This window comes from Enterobacter sp. MG-EB028, from assembly GCF_056673305.1.
In genome coordinates this window covers 1,138,973-1,159,842 of the sequence record NZ_CP195079.1, presented here as the reverse complement: position 1 = coordinate 1,159,842, position 20,870 = coordinate 1,138,973, and the positions used below count along the sequence as shown (strand labels likewise).

The window sequence follows — 20,870 nt, the reverse complement described above, 5'->3', positions numbered from 1 at the left end:
TAATGGGGGGAGATTATTTGGGTTAGTGCAGTTGATTCCCCTCACCCTAACCCTCTCCCCATAGGGGAGAGGGAATTTGAACACCCTCTCCCCTATGGGGAGAGGGCAGGGTGAGGGGGAGGTGTTTAATTACGCCAGCAGCAGCGCATTCACACGTTTAATGAACAGGTTAGGATCCTCCAGCGTGCCGCGCTCGGCCAGCAGGGACTGATCCAGCAGCAGTTCAACCCACTCGGCAAAGCGGGCGTCGTCCTGGGTATCCGCGGCGCGTTTCACCAGCGGATGATCCGGATTAAGCTCAAAGATATATTTCACTTCCGGTACCGCCTGGCCCGCCGCGGCGAACAGCTTCGCCATCTGGGTGCTCATTTCGTCGGCATCGGTGGTGACAATCGCCGGGGTGTCGGTCAGACGATGCGTGAAGCGCACCTCTTTCACGCGGTCGCCCAGCAGGGTTTTCACGCGTTCAACGAACGGCTCCAGCGCCTTCTCGGCTTCTTTCGCGCTTTCGTCCACTTCATCCGCCAGCTTGTCGATGGATTCGTCCGCTTTAGCGACAGACTGGAACGCCTTCCCGTCGAACTCGGTCAGGTAGTTCATCATCCACTCGTCGATGCGGTCAGAAAGCAGCAGCACTTCGATGCCTTTCTTACGCAGCAGCTCCAGGTGCGGGCTGCTCTTCGCCGCCGCGTAGCTGTCGGCGGTGATGTAGTAAATCTTCTCCTGCCCTTCTTTCATACGGGAGATGTACTCTTCCAGCGACACGGTCTGCGCGGAGGAGTCGGTGTGCGTAGAGGCAAAGCGCAGCAGTTTGGCGATGGTTTCAACGTTCGCCATGTCTTCAGCCGGGCCTTCTTTCAGCACCAGGCCGAACTGTTTCCAGAAGGTCTGGTATTTTTCGGCATCGTCTTTCGCCAGTTTTTCCAGCATCTGCAGCGCACGTTTGGTCAGGGCGTTGCGCAGGTTACGGGTGACGGTGCTGTCCTGCAGAATTTCACGCGAAACGTTCAGCGGCAGATCGTTGGAATCTATCAGACCGCGCACAAAGCGCAGGTAGTTCGGCATGAACTGCTCGGCGTCGTCCATAATGAATACGCGCTGCACGTACAGCTTCAGGCCGTGCTTGTGATCGCGGTTCCACATGTCCCACGGCGCCTGCGCCGGGATGTACAGCAGGCTGGTGTACTCCTGCTTACCTTCCACACGGTTGTGGCTCCAGGTCAGCGGGTCGGTAAAGTCGTGGGCGATGTGCTTGTAGAACTCGTTGTATTCGTCGTCTTTAATTTCCGACTTGTTGCGCGTCCACAGCGCCTGAGCCTTGTTGATCTTCTCCCAGGAAACCACGGTTTCACCGTCTTTCTCTTCCTGTTTTTCAATCTCTACCGGCAGGGCGATGTGATCGGAATACTTGCTGATGATGGAGCGCACGCGCCAGTCGTTCAGGAAATCGTCTTCGCCTTCGCGCAGGTGCAGGGTGATTTCAGTCCCGCGATCCGCTTTGGTGATGTCATCAACGGTGTACTCGCCTTCCCCTTTGGATTCCCACAGCACGCCGTTCTCGGCGCTGTCGCCCGCCGCACGGGTGCGCACGGTAACTTTGTCGGCCACAATGAACGCCGAGTAGAAACCGACGCCGAACTGGCCGATCAGCTGGCTGTCTTTCGCCTGGTCAGAGCCCATGGACTCGAGGAACGCTTTGGTGCCGGATTTGGCGATGGTTCCGAGGTGGTCGATCACCTCGTCGCGGTTCATCCCGATGCCGTTATCGGCGATGGTCAGGGTGCGGTTCTCTTTGTTGAAAGAGACGCGCACGCGCAGCTCGCCGTCGCCTTCGTACAGATCCGGGTTGGACAGCGCGCGGAAGCGCAGCTTGTCCGCCGCATCAGAGGCGTTGGAAATCAGCTCACGCAGGAAAATTTCTTTGTTGGAATACAGGGAATGGATCATCAGGTGCAGAAGCTGTTTTACTTCTGACTGGAAACCACGGGTTTCTTGTCCTTTCATCTAAGTCGACCTCAACAATGCCATTTAATGGGGTTTTAAAACGTTGAGGGAGAGATGGGGATAAGGGGAGAAATTTTCAAGCGGAGGCCGCGCGCGCAGCCTCCGTTTGGTCAGAAAATAATCTTGTGGCGTCCGGCCAGCGAGTGCGACAGCGTGGTGCCATCGACCATCTCCAGCTCGCCGCCCACCGGCACGCCGTGGGCGATGCGGCTGGCATCAACGCCGTACTGCGCGCACAGCTCGGCGATGTAGTTGGCGGTTGCCTCCCCTTCCACCGTTGGGTTGGTGGCGAGGATCACCTCTTTGATCGTTTCGGACTCAAGACGCTGTTCAAGGCGGTCAAGACCGATATCATCCGGGCCAATGCCGTCGAGCGGGGAGAGATGCCCCATCAGCACGAAGTAGCGGCCGGAAAACTGCCCGGTTTGTTCGATGGCGTAGATGTCCGCCGGACTCTCCACCACGCAAATCTGACCGTTTTCCTGACGACGCGGGTTCGTACAGATGTTACACACGTCTTGCTCGGTAAAGGTGCGGCAATCCGCACAGTGACCAATTTCTGACATGGCGCGGGTCAAAGCCTGCGCCAGGCGCATCCCGCCGCTGCGGTCGCGCTGCAATAGCGTAAACGCCATGCGCTGCGCCGACTTCGGGCCAACGCCCGGCAGGCAGCGCAGCGCTTCCATTAACTGCGTGAGCAGCGGACTGGTTTGCATCAGAATGGCATCTTGAAGCCAGGCGGCAGCTGCATACCGCTGGAAACAGAGGCCATTTTCTCTTTCTGAGTTTCGTCGATACGGCGAGCGGCATCGTTAAACGCGGCTGCAACCAGATCTTCCAGCATCTCTTTGTCGTCTTCGAGCAGGCTCGGGTCGATTTCCACGCGACGGCAGTTGTGCGCACCGTTGATGGTCACCTTGACCAGACCGGCACCGGATTCACCCGTGACTTCCAGCTGAGCGATCTCTTCCTGCATCTTCTGCATTTTTTCCTGCATCTGCTGAGCCTGCTTCATCAGGCCACCCAGACCGCCTTTTCCACCAAACATAGGCTTCTCTCTTCTTTCACGTTTAAGGATTACAACCGTAAGTCAGACTCACGATCAAATGGGGCGAATACTCTCTTCATCCAGATCGGCGTCGAAGAACCGGCGCAGGGTCTGAATGTTGTTATCCGCAATTATCGCCTCGCGCGCCTGCGCGAGCTTCTCTTCATAAATGGCCTGGCGCCATTCGAGCGGCGTTTTCACTGCCGGATTATCATCTTCAATGATAGTCAATTCAACCGGTGAGCCCTGTAAAGCAGCAAGCGCCTCGGCCAGCGCCTTTTGCGCGCCAGGGGAATTGAGGTGCCGCTGGCCCGGACGCAGGTGCAGACACACCTGATTGCCGTCCTGCTCTTTCCAGGCGTTCAGCGCGACCTGCTCCACCAACTTCGGCAACTGGAGTTTGCTGACCTCGGCGGCCCAGGCGTCCCGCGCGATAGACTCTTCGGCAAGCTTCGCGGAAAGCTCCGGCGTTTTCTCATGCTCCAGCGCCTTTTTCAGCGCTTTTGGCGTGGCGACCTCTTCCTTCACCGTTTCAGTAATGGTGGTTGCCTTCCAGCGGTAAGCCTCTTCTTTCACCGGGGCTTTCTGCTCGAGCGCGGACGGTGCCGGACGCGACTGTACGCGCTCCGTTACCGAGGCCAGTCGTTCAAGCGCGGCGTTGTTCACCGGCCGCGCTCTTCCTGGCGCTGCCGGTTCACTCTTTTTTGGTTTGGTTACTCCCTGCGCACGCTGTAGCTGGCTGCGTGCGGCAAGCACCGAACTGGTGGCATCCGACAGCGGCACGTTTTGCTGCGGCGGCGGTGTCGGCTGCGGTGGCACCTGCTGCGGCGACATCACCGCCGTAGGGGCGACCGGGGCGAAAGACTGCCGCGGCACTTCAGGCTCCGGCAACGGCATGCGCGGGTGGAACGCCAGCGCGCGCAGCAGCGTCATTTCAACGCCCATACGTGGATCAGGCGCGTACGGCAGCTCTTTGCGGCCAATCAGCAGCGTCTGGTAATACAGCTGTACGTCGGCAGGCGGCACGGTGCGGGCAAGTACACGCATCCGCTGTTCAATGGCGGCCATGTCCGCACCGATGGCGGACGGTGAAAGCTGCAGCATCGCCACGCGGTGCAGCAGGCTGAGCATCTCGACCAGCAGCGCTTCCCATTCAATCCCCCGCCCCGCGGCGGCGTTGACCAGCGACATCACGCGCTCACCGTTGGCGGCAATCATCGCTTCGATAAGCGACAGAGCCTGATCGTCATCCAGCGTGCCGAGCATGGTGCTGACCGCCTCGGTGGAGAGCTTACCGTCACCGCTGGCAATGGCCTGATCGGTCAGGCTCAGCGCATCACGCAGGCTGCCGTCCGCCGCGCGGGCCAGCAGCTGCAGGGCGCGCGGTTCGTGGACAATATTCTCTTCATCGAGAATGTGCTCAAGCTGCGCGCGGATCTGCTCAACGTCCAGCGCCTTCAGATGGAACTGCAGGCAGCGCGACAGGATCGTGACCGGCAGCTTTTGCGGATCGGTGGTCGCCAGCAGGAATTTAACGTGCGCGGGCGGCTCTTCCAGCGTTTTCAGCAGGGCGTTAAAACTGTGGCGCGACAGCATGTGCACTTCATCGATCAGGTAGACCTTGAAGCGGCCACGCGCCGGGGCGTACTGCACGTTGTCGAGCAGATCGCGGGTATCTTCCACTTTGGTGCGCGAGGCGGCGTCAATCTCGATCAGATCGACAAAACGCCCCTGCTCGATCTCCCGGCAGTTATCGCACACGCCGCAAGGGGTGGCGGTGATCCCGGTTTCGCAGTTGAGACCTTTCGCCAGCAAACGGGCAATAGAGGTCTTACCTACGCCGCGGGTGCCGGAAAAAAGATAGGCGTGATGGATGCGACCTAGCGACAAGCCGTTCGCCAGGGCCGTCAGCACATGTTCCTGACCGACAACGTCAGCAAAGGTTTGTGGTCGCCATTTACGGGCTAACACCTGATAACTCATGGGCAGGCTCTGCAACGCTGGAAGGTGAATTTATGGAGGGGAATGCTACCACAACCTCACCCATTGAGCGAGGTTGTGAAAACCGGGATTAGTGACCCGGGAAAGGCACCAGGCTGTAGCTGGTAATGCCCTGTTTTTCCAGGCGCTGTTCACCGCCGAGATCGAACAGGTTGATGATGAATGCCGCGTCGGTCACTTCTCCACCCAGACGGCGGATCAACTTCACGGTGGCTTCAATGGTGCCGCCGGTTGCCAGCAGATCGTCCACCACCAGCACTTTGTCGCCTGGCTTGATGGCATCAACGTGGATTTCCAGCTGATCGGTGCCGTACTCCAGCTCGTAGCTCTCCGCGATGGTTTCACGCGGCAGCTTGCGCGGCTTACGCACCGGCACAAAACCCACGCCCATCTCCAGCGCAACCGGTGCGCCAAACAGGAAGCCACGGGCTTCGGTACCTACTACTTTGGTGATCCCGGCGTTTTTATAACGCTCGACCAGCAGTTCAATGCTGAGCGCGTACGCTTTCGGGTCTTCCAGCAAGCTGGTGACATCACGGAAAAGAATGCCAGGCTTTGGATAGTCCTGGATGCTTTTGATGCTGTTTTTCAGATATTCAAGCTGCTGTGCAGTTGCGGTCATCGGTTTGTGCCTAAATGAAACAGTGTTACTCACGGCGCGCAACGAGTCGGCAAAGGTAACAATTGTTTAACCTTTAACCAGGCGCGCCTGTGCTCGAAAACGGTCGAATTTACTGGCTGTACGCAATAATTGCAACAGCCATTATGAGGCTTCAGTGCTTTTGTTGCTTTTCATCAACCACGGGGATCCGCCACATGAAGATCAGCAGGCAGGTCAGGATGAACAGCAGCAGGATCCGCACCCACATCATTTTCACCAGCCAGAGTGAGATTGCGAAGGTGATGAGGATCACCGCGATCGCGCGAGGCTTGGCGCCGGGCGGCATGGCCCGGTGTTTTTGCCAGTGCCGCAGGTAACCGCCAAACCACGAGCGGTAGAGCAGCCAGTGGTGAAAACGCGGCGACGACCGGGCGAAGCACCAGGCCGCCAGCAGGATGAACGGCGTGGTAGGCAGCAAGGGCAAAACCACGCCCAGCGTGCCCAGCACTACCGCGAGCCAGCCAATGATGATTAAAATAGTACGCTGCATAATGCGAATCGTTATCAAACTGAACGGCTACTTTACCACTGGAGAGCGCCTTGAAAACAGTCTTGCTTCTTGAGACGCTGCAAAATCAGCTAACAACACTGCGGACTCAGGCCACGCCGCTGATGGGCCACGCCACGGTGAAGCCGCGCTTTGACCGTCAGCTGTTCCGCACCCGCAGTACTTTAATTCAGGATTATCTTGCGGAGGCGCAGACCAACCTTGACGAGCTTCGTCACGCGGTTGAGAGTGAACAACTGGAGCAGGCTCAGTGGCTCGCAGAGCATCTCACTGAGCAGATCACTGCCATGCATCGTGAAATCGCCGCCTGGCCGCTGCGCGCCTGGGACAGCGCCTCGCCTGGGCTCGGAAAATGGCAGCGCAAGCGGCTGGAGAACCAGGAGTTTGAGCGTCGCCTGTTTGAGATGAAGCGCGAGCGCGAAACGCGCCTGAACAACAGCGAAACGCTGGAAGAGCAGCAGCTATTGATGCGCGAGATTAGCGCGCTGGAAGGACGCATCGTTCGCTGCCGTCAGGCGCTGGATGAAATTGAGCGCGTGATTGAACGCCTGACCCGTTAACAGGAGCCACATCTATGTCACTGGAAAATGCACCCGATGAGGTCAAGCTGGCCGTCGATTTAATTATGCTGCTGGAGAATCATGAGATCCCGGCGGAGACGGTGCTGAAGGCACTGGAGATTGTGCGGCGGGATTTTGAAGGAAAGGTGAAGGTCGGTTGCCCTCACCCTAACCCTCTCCCTTGAGGGAGAGGGGACCGTTAGGTACGGTTTGAAAGATCTGCATTGATTCGCTTTTTACCCTCTCCCCTCCGGGGAGAGGGCTGGGTGAGGGTCATCTCCCTTAATCTCGCGCTTCACTTCCGTGTGCTCATCGCCTTTCTCATTATGCAGGTGAACCTCAAGCTGGTTGAAGGCGATGTTAATGTTGTTTTCACGGCACAGGCGGTCGATCGCGCGGTTCAATTCGTCCACGGTGTAGCTGCGATCGCGCAGTTCACGCACGTATAAACGCAGTTCGTGATCCAGCGTGCTTGGCCCGAAGGTGGTGAAGAACACGTCTGGCGCTGGATCGTGCATGACCTTTGGATGCGATTTAGCGGCTTTTAGCAATACCTCTTTCACTTTATCCAGATCGGAACCGTAGGCCACGCCGAGGCGAATCACCACGCGCGTGGTGGTATCCGAGAGCGACCAGTTGATCAGACGCTCGGTCACGAACGCTTTGTTCGGGATAATCACCTCTTTACGATCGAAGTCGGTGATGGTGGTGGCACGAATACGGATCTTGCTGACCGTACCGGAGAAGGTACCGATGGTAACGGTATCGCCAATTCGTACAGGGCGCTCGAACAGGATGATCAGGCCGGAGACGAAGTTACCGAAGATCTCCTGCAGGCCGAAACCAAGACCGACCGAGAGAGCGGCCGCCAGCCACTGCAGTTTATCCCACGAGACGCCCAGCGAGCCGAATACCGTCATCGCGCCGACAATAATGATGACGTAATTCAGGATGGTGGTGATGGCGTATGACGCCCCCTGGCGCAGGTTCAGCCGTGACAGAACCAGCACTTCCAGCAGACCCGGCAGGTTGCGAATTAGCGCCCAGGCCACCACCGAAGACACCAGCGCAAACAGCAGGCTGCCCATGGTGACGCTTTTCATCACCGCCGCGCCGGCTTCGGTACCGTTGTATTGCCAGAGGGTAATACTGTCGAGATAGGCGAAGACCGTAATTAAATCAGACCAGATCGCCCAGAACATCACGGCAAACAGGGCGATCATCACCAGCATGGTGATACGCAGCGTCTGCTGGTTAACCTGCTCCAGCGCGATGGTCGGCTCTTCCTGCGGCTCCGCGCCTTCGGCCCCCTCTTTCACCTGATGCTGACGACGCGCTATCGCACGGCGGTAAGCAATGCGGCGGGCCGCAACGCTTAAGCCGCGCAGCACGGTCTGATAGAGCAGGTTCCAGACGATCACCAGATAGACCGTCTCGATCCAGCGCCCGGACAGACGCAGCGTGGTGTAGAAGTAGCCCGTTGCCGTAAGCACCATCAGCGCCAGCGGAATGATCGCCAGCACCGTCACGGTGGCCAGACGAAGATTATGGGACTCTTTATCGCGCCAGCTGTCGCGGCACATCGGCCACATCAGGATGGCAATCAGCAGCAGGTTCAGCAGAATGACCAGCTGACCCAGCACATCATCCATCAGATGCAGCGGGGAAAGCTCAGAAATAACCGACCAGAAGTGCAGCGGCAGGAGCGCCAGGCTGACGCGCACAATTTGACGGCGCCAGTGGCTGGTTAGCTGAGCAGGCATGTTGAAGTGACGCACCGCCACGCCGTCTTTTTCCAGCACCTTCCAGCACACGCCAAATACCAGCCAGAACAGCGCCAGTTTTTTACTGAACGCCCAGAGCAGATCGCTGACGTTAAGCTGCATCGTGAGCAGAATCAGCCCCACGGCCAGAATGATCAGGCACACCGGCAGCGCGCGAATGAGATCGATCAGAATCGCTTTTGGCGTATGGAGCTGGCTGTCGTTGCGCAGTTGCCCCACTTCCGACGCCAGCTTCGCCTGGTACTGTTTCAGCCATTTCAAACGCCAGCGAATAAGACCGGCGATCAGCAGCAGCGGTAAACCGGCCAGGAAAGCAATCATTACCGCAGGCCAGGCTTTTTCCCAGTTCACGGTGATTTTCATGCTCTTAATCTGCGTTTTCAGCGTTTCCGGGAAGGACTTAATCCAGTCCCAGTCCATCGGCTTGTTGCTGTTCACCCAGAAAATCTGCTGCGTCAAAATCTCCTGCAGGCTTTTTGACACGCTGACCAGCTGCTGCTGGTTGATCTGCAGGTTAATCGCCATCATCAGCTGGTTGCCCAGCTGTTTGTTGAGCTGGTCCAGCAGTTCGCGGCGCATATCCACCACCTGGAGCAGCGCGTCATGCACCTCAGGGTTCACGTCGCTGGAATGGCCCTCTTCAATTTTGGCGACGAAGGTATCGCTCTGGAAAAGGGCATCGCGCTGCTGGTTGACGTCAAACTGTTCCAGACGTAAATCCGCAATGCGGTTGGTCATGTCCTCCAGCTCGTCGGCGGACGGCAGCGTCTGCTGCTGCTGGTAGAGAATACGCGACAGCAGGAGACTGCCCTTCAGGACCGCAATCTGCTCTTTAATATTGCGTTCCGCCTGCAGCGCGCGATCCAGCCAGTTTTTCACCTTGATATTTTGCTGAACCAGCGAGTTGCCGTTTTCCGTCGCCAGTATCAGGCGCTGGCTGAGCTGATGGTTAGCCTCAAGCTCCTGTTTCACCAGCGGGTTGGCCTGAATGCGGGCAGTTTCGTCCGGCGATACGGCCTCCTGGGCGGTTTTTTCCGTCAGGGTCAGGCGTTTGCTATTTACCGCTTCCTGCAACAGCTGAAGCTGGTGTTCAAGGCGATTAATATTCGCCGTCACGTAATCACGCTGTTTCTGAAGCGTGTCCTGCAGCACCGTGTTCCCTTCCAGGCTTTTACGCTGCTGTTCGATTTGCGCATTGAGCAACGACTGCTGAACCAGCAGCAGGGTTTGCTGCGTCGGGCGCAGCGTGCCTTCGCCCACCGTCGTGCCGTTCAGTCGGTTGCGGATCTGCTGCAGTTGCTGAGACGCGGTGTACATCGCATTTTGCACGCGCTCGGGCTGGGTTTGCAGGGAGACAAGCTGGCTGTTGTAGGTCGCGAGGTCGGACTGTGCGGTTTGCAGGTCGTCGAGCAGCTGGGCGACGCGCGATTCCAGCTGACGTAAAGAGAGCGTGGAGAGCGTCTTGCGCGTTTCGTCGTCGTTATCGACGTCACTCAGCGCGCTCAGCGCTTCCGTGGCCTTACGCATGTTCTCCGGCGCCTGCGCCACCTTCTGACGAAGTTGGGTGGTTTCTGCTTTAACGCGCTCAATCTTATCAATATTTTCCAGCGTTTCCGTTAGATCCTGCTGGGTGAGTTTCTCCTGAGGAGAGAGCTCTTTTTGTTTATTCAGAGTGTCGAGCTGCGACTGAATTTCACTGCGCGAGGGAATATCAGTGCTGTTATCTGCGCGAGCCCAGGTCAGCGGCGCAGTGGAGAAGAAAAACAGCATAGCAAAGAGCAATGCAAATACAGGATGTTGCGAGCGATTGATGGGCAGCATAGTTGTGAATGATGTCAGCAGATGACCGAAAATAGTCCGGCGTGAAGAATATCACGCTCGCCGGAAGCAGAATAGCGCGAACATTCCCCTCTAAGATAAATCCTGGAATGACTCAGGCAGATAACGAAGGCGCGTCGCCGCGCAGCGTGGGGCAGAGCTGTAGCATTTCCAGTAAAATCGCCACGTAGCTGCGGGCTTCCTCTTTGAGGTCAAAGGACTGCGGCGCAAACAGCCAGTTTTCCATGAGCCCTGAAATGTAGCTGCGCATCAGGACAGCCGCCCGGCGGGTCAGCAGACTGGCTGGTAACAGTTTTGCCTGCATACACAGATTCAGGTTCTGTTCAATCCGGTCATAGCTCTCCAGGCTGAGGCTGCGCTGCGCCTGTTGCACCACCGCCATTTCGCCCACGAACTCGCATTTATGAAAAATAATTTCCATCATTAATCTGCGACGCTCTTCAACTACCGTTGCTTCAAGGATATATACTAATATTTCTCTCAATACTGAGAGTGGATCGTCAGGGAATTTTGCCCGATACTCACTCTCGAGATCGCTAATGCTGGACTCTGAAAGCTCCCAGATTTCACTGAACAGATCTGACTTGTCTTTAAAATGCCAGTAAATCGCTCCCCGCGTCACACCAGCGGCCTGAGCAATTTGCGCCAGCGAGGTTGAAGAAACACCCTGCTGAGAGAACAAACGTATCGCCACATCCAGAATGTGTTGTCGGGTTTCCAGCGCTTGTTGTTTAGTTTTTCGTGCCATAGGTGAGTGAATTTACAGGAGTTAGATTTACATACATTTGTGAATGTATGTACCATAGCATGACGATAATATAAACGCAGCAATGGGTTTTAGACTCAGGACCCTTGATCAATTTGAAATCGGACACTCGAGGTTTACATATGAACAAAAACAGAGGGTTAACGCCTCTGGCGGTCGTTCTGATGCTCTCAGGCAGCTTAGCGCTTACAGGATGTGACGACAAACCGGCTCAACAAGGAGCTCAGCAGGCGCCAGAAGTCGGCGTTGTGACACTCAAATCTGAACCTCTGCAGATCACCACCGAATTACCAGGCCGTACTAGCGCTTACCGCATTGCGGAAGTTCGTCCTCAGGTTAGCGGCATTATCCTGAAGCGTAACTTTACCGAAGGCGGCGATGTGCAGGCCGGTGAGTCTCTGTATCAGATTGATCCCGCGACCTATCAGGCTTCTTATGAAAGCGCGAAAGGTGACCTGGCTAAAGCACAAGCCGCGGCAAAAATTGCCCAGCTGACGCTGAACCGCTACCAGAAACTGCTCGGCACGAAGTACATCAGCCAACAGGATTACGATACCGCCCTGGCTGATGCCCAGCAGGCTAACGCAGCCGTGGTAGCAGCCAAAGCGGCAGTCGAAACCGCCCGCATCAACCTGGCCTATACCAAAGTGACCTCCCCTATCAGCGGACGTATTGGTAAATCTTCCGTGACGGAAGGGGCACTGGTACAGAACGGTCAGACCACTGCACTGGCAACCGTGCAGCAGCTCGATCCGATCTATGTTGACGTGACGCAGTCCAGCAATGATTTCCTGCGCCTGAAACAGGAGCTGGCTAACGGCACCCTGAAACAGGAAAACGGCAAAGCCAAAGTGGAGCTGGTTACCAACGACGGTATCAAGTTCCCGCAGGAAGGTACTCTGGAATTCTCCGACGTGACGGTCGACCAGACCACCGGTTCCATCACCTTACGTGCGATTTTCCCGAACCCTGACAAAAATCTGCTGCCAGGTATGTTCGTTCGCGCGCGTCTGGAAGAAGGAACGAATCCAACCGCACTTCTGGTTCCACAGCAGGGTGTGACCCGTACGCCACGCGGCGATGCAAGCGCACTGGTTGTCGGGGCAGATAACAAAGTCGAAACGCGCAATATCACCGCCACTCAGGCGATTGGCGATAAATGGCTGGTGACGGAAGGTCTGAAAGATGGCGATCGCGTGATTGTTACTGGTTTGCAAAAAGTACGTCCTGGCGCGCAGGTAAAAGCACAGGAAGTGACATCTGACGATAAACAACAAGCTTCGGCCGCTGGCCAGTCAGAACAAACCAAGTCTTAACTTAAACAGGAGCCGTTAAGACATGCCTAATTTCTTTATCGATCGCCCCATATTTGCGTGGGTGATCGCCATTATCATCATGCTGGCCGGGGGACTTGCGATCCTGAAGCTGCCTGTTGCGCAATATCCAACGATTGCGCCACCGGCGGTGACGATCTCCGCAACCTACCCGGGGGCTGATGCGAAAACGGTGCAGGATACCGTAACTCAGGTTATCGAACAGAACATGAACGGTATCGATAACCTGATGTACATGTCCTCAAACAGTGACTCCACCGGTACGGTTCAGATTACCCTGACCTTTGAATCCGGTACAGATGCGGACATTGCGCAGGTTCAGGTGCAGAACAAACTGCAGCTGGCGATGCCTCTTCTGCCGCAGGAAGTGCAACAGCAGGGTGTGAGCGTCGAGAAATCGTCCAGCAGCTTCCTGATGGTTGTCGGCGTTATCAACACCAACGGCACTATGACGCAGGAGGATATTTCCGACTACGTGGGCGCCAACATGAAGGACGCCATCAGCCGTACGTCCGGTGTGGGTGACGTTCAGCTGTTCGGTTCCCAGTACGCGATGCGTATCTGGATGGATCCGAACAAACTGAACAACTTCCAGCTGACGCCGGTTGACGTGATTAACGCGATTAAAGCGCAGAACGCCCAGGTGGCAGCCGGTCAGTTAGGCGGTACGCCGCCAGTGAAAGGTCAGCAGCTTAACGCGTCCATTATCGCGCAAACCCGTCTGACCTCCGCCGATGAGTTCAGCAAAATTCTGCTGAAGGTGAACCAGGACGGTTCGCAGGTTCGTCTGCGCGACGTGGCCAAGGTTGAGCTGGGTGGTGAGAACTACGACATCATCGCGAAGTTTAACGGTAAACCGGCCTCTGGCCTGGGTATCAAACTGGCGACGGGCGCGAACGCCCTGGACACCGCGACGGCGATCCGTGCGGAACTGAAGAAGATGGAACCGTTCTTCCCGTCAGGTCTGAAAATCGTTTATCCGTATGACACTACGCCTTTCGTTAAAATTTCGATTCACGAAGTGGTTAAAACGCTGGTAGAAGCGATCATCCTGGTGTTCCTGGTGATGTATCTGTTCCTGCAAAACTTCCGCGCGACGCTGATCCCAACCATCGCCGTGCCGGTCGTTCTGCTGGGGACCTTTGCCATCCTTGCAGCCTTTGGGTTCTCGATAAACACCCTGACGATGTTCGGGATGGTGCTCGCCATCGGCCTGCTGGTGGATGACGCCATCGTGGTAGTAGAGAACGTCGAGCGCGTGATGGCGGAAGAAGGTTTGCCACCGAAGGAAGCCACCCGTAAATCTATGGGCCAGATCCAGGGCGCGCTGGTGGGTATCGCGATGGTGCTGTCCGCGGTATTTATTCCGATGGCCTTCTTCGGGGGCTCTACGGGTGCGATTTACCGCCAGTTCTCCATTACCATCGTTTCCGCGATGGCGCTGTCGGTACTGGTGGCGTTGATCCTGACGCCAGCGCTGTGTGCCACCATGCTGAAGCCAGTTCAGAAAGGCGGTCACGGCGAGCATAAAGGGTTCTTCGGCTGGTTTAACCGCATGTTTGATAAGAGCACGCACCACTACACCGACAGCGTGGGCAATATCCTGCGCAGCACCGGTCGTTATCTGTTGCTCTATATCATCATCGTTGTGGGGATGGCTTTCCTGTTCGTTCGTCTGCCAAGCTCGTTCCTGCCAGATGAAGACCAGGGCGTGTTCCTGACGATGGCGCAGCTTCCGGCAGGGGCGTCGCAAGAGCGTACCCAGAAAGTGCTGGATGAAGTGACGGACTACTACCTCACCAAAGAGAAAGCGAACGTTGAATCCGTGTTTGCGGTTAACGGCTTTGGCTTTGCGGGTCGTGGTCAGAACACCGGTATCGCCTTCGTTTCTCTGAAAGACTGGGCGGATCGTCCGGGCGATGAGAATAAAGTTGAAGCGATCACGGGCCGTGCCATGGGCACCTTCTCGCAGATTAAAGATGCGATGGTCTTCGCCTTTAACCTGCCAGCGATTGTTGAACTGGGTACGGCAACCGGTTTCGACTTCCAGCTGATCGACCAGGGCGGTCTGGGTCACGAGAAACTGACGCAGGCGCGTAACCAGCTGTTCGGCGAAGTGGCTAAACACCCTGACCTGCTGGTTGGCGTACGTCCAAACGGCCTGGAAGATACGCCGCAGTACAAGATCGATATCGATCAGGAGAAAGCGCAGGCGCTGGGCGTGTCCATCAGCGACATCAATACCACGCTGGGTGCGGCCTGGGGCGGTAGCTACGTCAACGACTTCATCGACCGCGGTCGCGTGAAGAAAGTGTACGTGATGTCAGAAGCGCAGTACCGTATGCTGCCGAACGATATTAACAACTGGTACGTTCGCGGCAGCAATGGCCAGATGGTGCCGTTCTCAGCCTTCTCGACGTCGCGCTGGGAATACGGTTCACCGCGTCTGGAACGTTACAACGGTCTGCCGTCGATGGAAATCCTGGGTCAGGCCGCGCCGGGCCGAAGCACCGGTGAAGCCATGAACCTGATGGAAGAGCTGGCAAGCAAACTGCCTGCGGGTATCGGCTATGACTGGACCGGTATGTCCTATCAGGAACGTCTGTCCGGTAACCAGGCCCCTGCCCTGTACGCCATTTCACTGATTGTGGTCTTCCTGTGTCTGGCGGCACTGTACGAGAGCTGGTCAATTCCGTTCTCCGTTATGCTGGTGGTTCCACTCGGGGTTATCGGTGCGCTGCTTGCCGCAACGTTCCGCGGATTGACCAACGACGTATACTTCCAGGTAGGCCTGCTGACAACCATTGGCTTGTCGGCGAAGAATGCGATACTTATCGTTGAATTCGCCAAAGATCTGATGGAGAAAGAAGGCAAAGGGCTTATCGAGGCGACGCTTGAAGCGGTGCGTATGCGTCTGCGTCCAATCCTGATGACCTCTCTGGCGTTCATCCTCGGCGTAATGCCGCTGGTTATCAGCTCCGGTGCGGGCTCCGGTGCGCAGAACGCGGTAGGTACAGGTGTAATGGGCGGTATGATCACCGCGACCGTACTGGCTATCTTCTTCGTCCCGGTGTTCTTCGTGGTGGTTCGCCGCCGCTTCAGCCGTAAGAATGAAGATGTTGAGCATAGTCATTCGGTAGAACCTCACTGATACCGGTTTCATATAATAAAAAGGCCGCATTTGCGGCCTTTTTCATTTTCAGAATAAATCATAAAATAAGCTTATTGAGGTCCTATTTATTTTCTGCCATCTTAATCAGGCATATCATAATTAACTGATAACTTAATCGGTGAATTCAGAATTTTTCTAAATCTATTTCCCCGCTTAAGTTGTTAGGAATATTCCTAATTAAAAGTTCAGACAAACAAAACGCCAGTTCTGAACTTTTCTTCTGACCGTACGCTAAGCCGATGAAACGTAAGGAAGCGAAAAAAACAATCGTTAATCAGGATAAAAACGTCCGGTTCCGGATGAACATTTGCGTAGACGCTCGCAGCCTGCGGTTTTATTTGTAATTTTTCGTAATAGCGCGGTGAAATCCAGGAAGGAGTGGCTTATAGTTAGGTTATCAGGAACACAGCACTCATGTAGCTAAGTCAGTTGTATCCATCCCGACAATGATGTTCGGTGAGTAAGAAATCACTCAGAAGGGGATGCGCTATGGACGAGTACTCGCCAAAAAGGCATGATATCGCGCAGTTGAAATTTCTCTGCGAATCCTTGTACCATGACTGCCTTGCCAATCTTGATGAAAGCAACCATGGCTGGGTAAACGACCCAACGTCTGCCATCAATTTACAGTTGAATGAGCTGATAGAGCATATTGCTACCTTCGCACTTAATTATAAAATTAAGTACAATGAAGATAATAAGCTCATTGAGCAAATTGATGAATACCTGGACGACACCTTTACGTTGTTCAGCAGTTACGGCATTAACGCCCAGGATTTGCAAAAATGGCGTAAATCGGGAAACCGGCTATTCCGCTGTTTCGTCAACGTGAGCAGAGCTAACCCGGTTAGTCTTTCCTGTTAAAATTATTACAATTACTAAGGTGAATTTATGTCTGATAAACCACTCACAAAGATCGATTATTTGATGCGCTTACGACGTTGCCAGTCAATTGATACCCTTGAACGCGTCATTGAAAAGAATAAATACGAGCTTTCTGATAATGAACTGGCGGTATTTTATTCAGCCGCTGACCATCACCTTGCAGAGCTGACGATGAATAAGCTGTATGACAAAATCCCCACTTCTGTGTGGAAATTTGTTCGTTAATCTTTGAAGTGTGTCTGTAGAGGTTCTACGCCACGTTATAAGCTGTATTCACCTGTCCCGTTATGCTCCCTGCGCGAAAGCCAGGTCTCCGTGTTAAACGCGCTCATCAGCAACAATGTTGTGACTCTGGTCACATCGGCTTTCCGGGAACGTTCCCCTGATTGCCAGTTGCGATTACCCTTCAGGAATAACATCCAGAGAGGTTTCCGATGAGCATAGAAAAACAGAAGATGATTTCAGGTGAACATTACCGCCCCGGTGATGAGACGCTACGAGCCGACCGGCTGCGGGCACGCCATCTGATTCACCGCTATAACCACACCGCGCCTGACGAAAAAACAGAACGCCAGAACATTCTGGCGGAACTGCTGGGACAAAGCGAAGGGGCGTATATTGAGCCGAGCTTCCGCTGTGACTATGGATATAACATTTATCTCGGCAAAGACTTTTACGCTAACTTCGATTGCGTGATGCTTGATGTCTGCCCTGTTCGTATTGGCGATAACTGCATGCTCGCGCCAGGCGTACATATTTATACGGCAACCCATCCGCTGGATGCAGAAGAACGTAACAGCGGCGTGGAGTTCGGTAAGCCCGTCACTATTGGCAATAATGTCTGGATTGGTGGACGTGCGGTCATTAACCCTGGCGTCACCATTGGCGATAATGTGGTGGTGGCTTCCGGTGCCGTCGTGACGAAAGACGTCCCGGCTAACGTCGTCGTGGGCGGCAACCCGGCAAAAATCATCAAAACGCTGTAACGCTCCGGGGGAGCCAACTGTTATGGTCTTTTAGCACCAGACTGTTACTTTTTTCAGCCTGATGGCTCCCCTAAAATTGGCAGACACCCTGTATTGTCAACTCTCATAAAGGCCAAAAATGACCGAGATACAGCGCCTGCTTACCGCCACCATCGACGATCTTAACCACCGCGAAAAGCGCGACAATCGCCCGCGCTTTAGCATTAGCTTTATCCGCAAACATCCCGGGCTGTTTGTTGCCATGTATGCCGCCTGGCTGGCGACGCTGATTGTAATGCTGAAGTCCGAAACGCTGGTGGACTCCGTCTGGCTGCTGGTGGTGCTGTTTGTCGTCTTTAACGCCTTTTTCTTTTTCGACGTGAATCCCCGCTACCGTTACGAAGATATTGACGTGCTCGATTTCCGGGTCTGCTACAACGGCGAATGGTACAACACGCGTTTCGTGCCCAGGGAGCTAATCGAAAACATCATGCACTCTCCGGCTGTCGACACTGTGCAAAAAGAGAAGCTGCAGAAAATGGTCGCCACCAAAGGCCAGCTCTCGTTTTATGATGTCTTTACCCTTTCCCGACCTGCTGCTGCGTAATTAACGCCTGCAGGCGTCGGATCCCCGGTGCAAACTGCGAAGCAGAGGTGTTGCCGTAACCTAAAACCAGGCCGGTTTGCCCCTGCTTCCTCTCCAGGTAGTACCCGCTCAGTGCCGCGGGTGCCAGCTGAAACGGCCTCGCCTTCTCTACCAGCCTCTGGTCATCAATACCGTCTATCGACAGCGTCAGGTGCATACCGCCTTCACCGGCCAGAATACGGTGCGGAGTATGAAGCTCTGCGCCGAGCACCTCCCGCAGCTGGCGGTAACGCTTACGATAAAGGCGACGCATGGCGGCCAGATGACGGGCATAGTGTCCCTCCTCAATAAACAGCGCCAGGGTGCGCTGTTCTGCACGATGCCCGCCGCGCAGCAGCGAGCCGATGGCCGGGCGCGCCGCTTTCGCCAGCGCTGGCGGCAACACCATAAACCCCATTCTGAGAGACGGAAACAGCGTTTTGCTGAAGGTTCCCAGATACACAACGGGCGCGTTGTTGACCATTCCCAGCATCGCCGGTACCGGCTCACCGACATAACGGAACTCGCTGTCGTAATCGTCCTCAATGATCCACGCCTTGTGCTGGCGGGCCAGCTCCAGCAGGGCAAGCCGCCGCCGCGCGCTGAGCACGCTCCCGTAAGGAAACTGGTGCGATGGCGAGGTAAAAATCAGCGTGGGTGAAGGCGCATGCAGCCCTTCCCAGCGCATCCCCTCGTCATCCACCGGTATACCGGTCATCGCCAGGCCCGTTTTAACAAAGGCGCTTTTAGCCCCGCTATAGCCAGGGTTTTCCACCCAGGCGACATCCCCCGGCTCGCTTAACAGCATCGTGCACAAATTAACGCCCTCAAGCGCCCCTTCTGTTATCACAATCTGGCTGGCGTCACAGTCAATGCCGCGAGAGAGAGCAAGGTGGCGGGCAATGGCTGCCCGCAGCGACGGCTCCCCGGCCGGGTCGCCATAGCCCAGCAGAGCGCTCCCCTCCTCCCGCAGGACGCGATCGTACAATCGTCGCCACAGCGGCAAGGGGAAATAGTTGATGGCGGGCGTTCCCGGCGTAAACGCCATTACCGGGGTGTCGCGCGGTACAGGCTCAGGCAGCTGAGCGACACGTTTTGCAAGCCGGACGTCAGGATCCGGCAGCACCCGCCGGCTGGCACGATGGGCGAATTGCGCCACCCGCGTCCCCTGACGGTTACGCAGCAAATAGCCTTCAAGCGTGAGCTGGTCCAGCGCCGCATTGACGGTGTTCCGGGAAACGCAGAGCTGCTGCGCCAACGTTCGCGAGCCGGACAGCTGGCTCCCGGAGCGAAGTCTTCCGCCCAGTATGGCCTCCCGCAAAGCGAGATAGAGCGCGCGCTGGAGCGTCTCTTCCCCACGCGTTTTCAGCGCAGCGTGAAGCAAAGTATAAAGTTCATCGCCCGGTATGTTCATTTCATCTCCTTGTGGTACCACTAAAACATAGTCGAGTGGTTCTTTTTAAGGAACCAGTAATTTTCTAATCTGGAACTCTTCTCAACGTCACGGAAATAAAAATGAAGACATTCAATGAGTTTGGACAACCTGTGGGCGAAGCTCTTACCAACTGGCAGCCCCGCCCTCATCCGTCCCGGGTGGTACTGCAGGGGCGTTATTGCCGGCTTGAACCGCTGCGCGTGGAGCATGCCGAAGCGTTGTTCTCCGCCTATGCTCTGGCCGGAGACACCCGCAGCTGGACGTGGCTGCTGCGTGAACCCGATGCCACGGCCGCGGAGTTTGCCGAATGGGTGGCAAGCGTGTGTGAGTTATCGGACCCGATGCACTTTACGGTTATAGATAATCAGACTCAGGCCCCGGTCGGGACGCTGGCCCTGATGCGGATCGATCCCAAAAACGGCGTTGTGGAAGTAGGACACGTTCACTTCTCCGTGCTATTAAGCCGTACGCCCATGTCAACAGAAGCGCAATATCTGCTAATGCGGTACGTGCTCGATACCCTTGGCTATCGGCGATATGAATGGAAGTGCAACAGCCTGAACGAGCCTTCGCGCAAAGCGGCACTGCGTCTGGGCTTTCAGTTTGAAGGGCGCTTTCGCCAGGCGCTGGTCATAAAAGGCCGTAACCGGGATACCGACTGGTTTTCGATTCTCGACAAAGAGTGGTCGGCACTGGCGAGCGCCTTTGAAGGCTGGCTTGCCACCGACAATTTTACTGCCGATGGCAAACAGAAGAGATCCCTGGAAAGCTGGCGAGAAACACGCGTTTAGCGTCTTTTTTTACGTCCCTGCACCGCCTTAAAGCGCGGATTGGATTTGCAAATCACGTATAAGCGTCCCTTGCGTTTGACTATCTGGCAATCCGGGTGACGCTGTTTTGCGCTGCGCAATGAGTTAAGCACCTGCATGGTTAGCCCCGCTTCGCATTAAGAAAGCCGCCAAAACGCTTGCGGAAGCGCGCCGCGCTGCCGTCCGTGGAGAACGTTTTTTGCTTGCCGGTATAAAACGGATGCGATTTTGAAGAAACCTCGATGGTGATGTACGGATATGTTTCACCGTCGAGTTCAATTTCGCGGTCGGTTTTAATGGTTGAACCAACTTTAAAGTATTCATTGGCACTGGTGTCGTGGAATACCACGGTGCGATACGCTGGATGGATGTTTGGTTTCATCGTAAACCCCATGTGTTTTGTTATAACATAACAAAATAATATCCAGGCCATGTTGAAAAAACAACCCCCCTCTCTTCCGACGATATTTTCTG

Annotated in this window: 20 protein-coding genes and 1 other annotated feature; of the genes, 9 read left to right on the top strand and 11 right to left on the bottom strand. The window is 55.6% G+C overall.

Annotated elements, in window-relative coordinates; all coding sequences use genetic code 11:
- Positions 1-129 precede the first annotated feature (129 nt).
- The 6 genes from htpG to ACR42C_RS05350 form a co-directional block, all read right to left on the bottom strand.
- Positions 130-2,004, bottom strand: coding sequence for a molecular chaperone HtpG (gene htpG, locus ACR42C_RS05375; RefSeq protein ID WP_116341552.1), 1,875 nt, complete (start codon positions 2,002-2,004; stop codon positions 130-132).
- 110 nt (positions 2,005-2,114) lie between these two features.
- The gene (recR, locus tag ACR42C_RS05370; protein WP_006809843.1) at positions 2,115-2,720 is read right to left on the bottom strand and encodes a recombination mediator RecR; all 606 of its coding nucleotides are present in this window, start codon (positions 2,718-2,720) and stop codon (positions 2,115-2,117) included.
- Positions 2,720-3,052: a YbaB/EbfC family nucleoid-associated protein gene (locus ACR42C_RS05365; protein WP_003858972.1), complete on the bottom strand. Its 333-nt coding sequence runs from the start codon at positions 3,050-3,052 to the stop codon at positions 2,720-2,722. The genes recR and ACR42C_RS05365 overlap by 1 nt, the downstream gene beginning before the upstream one ends.
- A 54-nt stretch (positions 3,053-3,106) precedes the next feature.
- Positions 3,107-5,035, bottom strand: coding sequence for a DNA polymerase III subunit gamma/tau (gene dnaX / locus ACR42C_RS05360; RefSeq protein WP_479984856.1), 1,929 nt, complete (start codon positions 5,033-5,035; stop codon positions 3,107-3,109).
- Positions 3,713-3,777: a sequence feature (DnaX frameshifting element), on the bottom strand. Its footprint overlaps the gene before it by 65 nt.
- Before the next feature lie 88 nt (positions 5,036-5,123).
- On the bottom strand, positions 5,124-5,675 hold the full coding sequence (gene apt / locus ACR42C_RS05355) for an adenine phosphoribosyltransferase (protein ID WP_012016353.1): 552 nt from the start codon (positions 5,673-5,675) through the stop codon (positions 5,124-5,126).
- A 151-nt stretch (positions 5,676-5,826) separates the two neighbouring features.
- Entirely contained in the window at positions 5,827-6,204 is a 378-nt protein-coding gene (locus tag ACR42C_RS05350) for a DUF454 family protein (RefSeq protein WP_116341556.1), read from the bottom strand.
- A gap of 50 nt (positions 6,205-6,254) precedes the next feature.
- Here ACR42C_RS05350 and priC point away from each other — a divergent pair, with 50 nt between their 5' ends.
- Together priC and rsmS are read left to right on the top strand one after the other, a co-directional pair.
- Positions 6,255-6,782 (top strand): primosomal replication protein N'', encoded by a 528-nt coding sequence (priC, locus tag ACR42C_RS05345; RefSeq protein WP_316380351.1) that lies wholly within the window; start codon positions 6,255-6,257, stop codon positions 6,780-6,782.
- Between the two features lie 14 nt (positions 6,783-6,796).
- The gene (gene rsmS / locus ACR42C_RS05340) at positions 6,797-6,967 is read left to right on the top strand and encodes a pleiotropic regulatory protein RsmS (protein WP_479984855.1); all 171 of its coding nucleotides are present in this window, start codon (positions 6,797-6,799) and stop codon (positions 6,965-6,967) included.
- Between the two features lie 51 nt (positions 6,968-7,018).
- On the opposite strand, the gene mscK is transcribed toward rsmS, so the two are convergent.
- Together mscK and acrR are read right to left on the bottom strand one after the other, a co-directional pair.
- The gene (gene mscK / locus ACR42C_RS05335) at positions 7,019-10,387 is read right to left on the bottom strand and encodes a mechanosensitive channel MscK (protein WP_166710290.1); all 3,369 of its coding nucleotides are present in this window, start codon (positions 10,385-10,387) and stop codon (positions 7,019-7,021) included.
- Between the two features lie 112 nt (positions 10,388-10,499).
- Positions 10,500-11,153: a multidrug efflux transporter transcriptional repressor AcrR gene (acrR, locus tag ACR42C_RS05330; protein ID WP_116341564.1), complete on the bottom strand. Its 654-nt coding sequence runs from the start codon at positions 11,151-11,153 to the stop codon at positions 10,500-10,502.
- 140 nt (positions 11,154-11,293) lie between these two features.
- On the opposite strand from acrR, the gene acrA reads away from it, so the two are divergent.
- From acrA to ACR42C_RS05300, 6 genes are all read left to right on the top strand, one after another.
- Positions 11,294-12,487 (top strand): multidrug efflux RND transporter periplasmic adaptor subunit AcrA, encoded by a 1,194-nt coding sequence (gene acrA / locus ACR42C_RS05325; RefSeq protein WP_061099016.1) that lies wholly within the window; start codon positions 11,294-11,296, stop codon positions 12,485-12,487.
- A 22-nt stretch (positions 12,488-12,509) separates the two neighbouring features.
- Positions 12,510-15,656 carry a multidrug efflux RND transporter permease subunit AcrB gene (acrB, locus tag ACR42C_RS05320; protein WP_061099017.1) on the top strand — a complete coding sequence of 1,049 codons (3,147 nt, stop codon included), beginning with the start codon at positions 12,510-12,512 and terminating at the stop codon, positions 15,654-15,656.
- A 510-nt stretch (positions 15,657-16,166) separates the two neighbouring features.
- A complete protein-coding gene (tomB, locus tag ACR42C_RS05315) occupies positions 16,167-16,541 on the top strand; it encodes an Hha toxicity modulator TomB (protein WP_479984854.1) in 375 nt (124 codons plus the stop codon).
- A gap of 27 nt (positions 16,542-16,568) precedes the next feature.
- Complete coding sequence (locus tag ACR42C_RS05310; protein ID WP_479984853.1) at positions 16,569-16,787, top strand: HHA domain-containing protein; 219 nt, start codon at positions 16,569-16,571, stop codon at positions 16,785-16,787.
- A gap of 209 nt (positions 16,788-16,996) precedes the next feature.
- The gene (gene maa, locus ACR42C_RS05305; RefSeq protein WP_163330441.1) at positions 16,997-17,548 is read left to right on the top strand and encodes a maltose O-acetyltransferase; all 552 of its coding nucleotides are present in this window, start codon (positions 16,997-16,999) and stop codon (positions 17,546-17,548) included.
- Between the two features lie 118 nt (positions 17,549-17,666).
- The gene (locus ACR42C_RS05300) at positions 17,667-18,134 is read left to right on the top strand and encodes a YlaC family protein (protein WP_116341568.1); all 468 of its coding nucleotides are present in this window, start codon (positions 17,667-17,669) and stop codon (positions 18,132-18,134) included.
- On the opposite strand, the gene pdxR is transcribed toward ACR42C_RS05300, so the two are convergent.
- A complete protein-coding gene (gene pdxR / locus ACR42C_RS05295) occupies positions 18,106-19,566 on the bottom strand; it encodes a MocR-like pyridoxine biosynthesis transcription factor PdxR (RefSeq protein ID WP_316380347.1) in 1,461 nt (486 codons plus the stop codon). The two genes, ACR42C_RS05300 and pdxR, sit on opposite strands and share 29 nt — an antisense overlap.
- Positions 19,567-19,667: 101 nt before the next feature.
- On the opposite strand from pdxR, the gene ACR42C_RS05290 reads away from it, so the two are divergent.
- On the top strand, positions 19,668-20,378 hold the full coding sequence (locus ACR42C_RS05290) for a GNAT family N-acetyltransferase (RefSeq protein ID WP_316380346.1): 711 nt from the start codon (positions 19,668-19,670) through the stop codon (positions 20,376-20,378).
- Here the strand turns inward: ACR42C_RS05290 and ykgO are convergent.
- Together ykgO and ACR42C_RS05280 are read right to left on the bottom strand one after the other, a co-directional pair.
- Positions 20,375-20,515 carry a type B 50S ribosomal protein L36 gene (gene ykgO / locus ACR42C_RS05285; protein WP_003859006.1) on the bottom strand — a complete coding sequence of 47 codons (141 nt, stop codon included), beginning with the start codon at positions 20,513-20,515 and terminating at the stop codon, positions 20,375-20,377. The two genes, ACR42C_RS05290 and ykgO, sit on opposite strands and share 4 nt — an antisense overlap.
- Before the next feature lie 2 nt (positions 20,516-20,517).
- The gene (locus ACR42C_RS05280; RefSeq protein ID WP_006176933.1) at positions 20,518-20,778 is read right to left on the bottom strand and encodes a type B 50S ribosomal protein L31; all 261 of its coding nucleotides are present in this window, start codon (positions 20,776-20,778) and stop codon (positions 20,518-20,520) included.
- Positions 20,779-20,870 lie beyond the last annotated feature (92 nt).

Coding starts and splice junctions, on each gene's coding strand:
- htpG (WP_116341552.1), bottom strand. CDS start 2,004: ATGAAAGGACAAGAAACCCGTGGTTTCCAGTCAGAAGTAAAACAGCTT.
- recR (WP_006809843.1), bottom strand. CDS start 2,720: ATGCAAACCAGTCCGCTGCTCACGCAGTTAATGGAAGCGCTGCGCTGC.
- ACR42C_RS05365 (WP_003858972.1), bottom strand. CDS start 3,052: ATGTTTGGTGGAAAAGGCGGTCTGGGTGGCCTGATGAAGCAGGCTCAG.
- dnaX (WP_479984856.1), bottom strand. CDS start 5,035: ATGAGTTATCAGGTGTTAGCCCGTAAATGGCGACCACAAACCTTTGCT.
- apt (WP_012016353.1), bottom strand. CDS start 5,675: ATGACCGCAACTGCACAGCAGCTTGAATATCTGAAAAACAGCATCAAA.
- ACR42C_RS05350 (WP_116341556.1), bottom strand. CDS start 6,204: ATGCAGCGTACTATTTTAATCATCATTGGCTGGCTCGCGGTAGTGCTG.
- rsmS (WP_479984855.1), top strand. CDS start 6,797: ATGTCACTGGAAAATGCACCCGATGAGGTCAAGCTGGCCGTCGATTTA.
- mscK (WP_166710290.1), bottom strand. CDS start 10,387: ATGCTGCCCATCAATCGCTCGCAACATCCTGTATTTGCATTGCTCTTT.
- acrR (WP_116341564.1), bottom strand. CDS start 11,153: ATGGCACGAAAAACTAAACAACAAGCGCTGGAAACCCGACAACACATT.
- acrA (WP_061099016.1), top strand. CDS start 11,294: ATGAACAAAAACAGAGGGTTAACGCCTCTGGCGGTCGTTCTGATGCTC.
- acrB (WP_061099017.1), top strand. CDS start 12,510: ATGCCTAATTTCTTTATCGATCGCCCCATATTTGCGTGGGTGATCGCC.
- tomB (WP_479984854.1), top strand. CDS start 16,167: ATGGACGAGTACTCGCCAAAAAGGCATGATATCGCGCAGTTGAAATTT.
- ACR42C_RS05310 (WP_479984853.1), top strand. CDS start 16,569: ATGTCTGATAAACCACTCACAAAGATCGATTATTTGATGCGCTTACGA.
- maa (WP_163330441.1), top strand. CDS start 16,997: ATGAGCATAGAAAAACAGAAGATGATTTCAGGTGAACATTACCGCCCC.
- ACR42C_RS05300 (WP_116341568.1), top strand. CDS start 17,667: ATGACCGAGATACAGCGCCTGCTTACCGCCACCATCGACGATCTTAAC.
- pdxR (WP_316380347.1), bottom strand. CDS start 19,566: ATGAACATACCGGGCGATGAACTTTATACTTTGCTTCACGCTGCGCTG.
- ACR42C_RS05290 (WP_316380346.1), top strand. CDS start 19,668: ATGAAGACATTCAATGAGTTTGGACAACCTGTGGGCGAAGCTCTTACC.
- ykgO (WP_003859006.1), bottom strand. CDS start 20,515: ATGCAGGTGCTTAACTCATTGCGCAGCGCAAAACAGCGTCACCCGGAT.
- ACR42C_RS05280 (WP_006176933.1), bottom strand. CDS start 20,778: ATGAAACCAAACATCCATCCAGCGTATCGCACCGTGGTATTCCACGAC.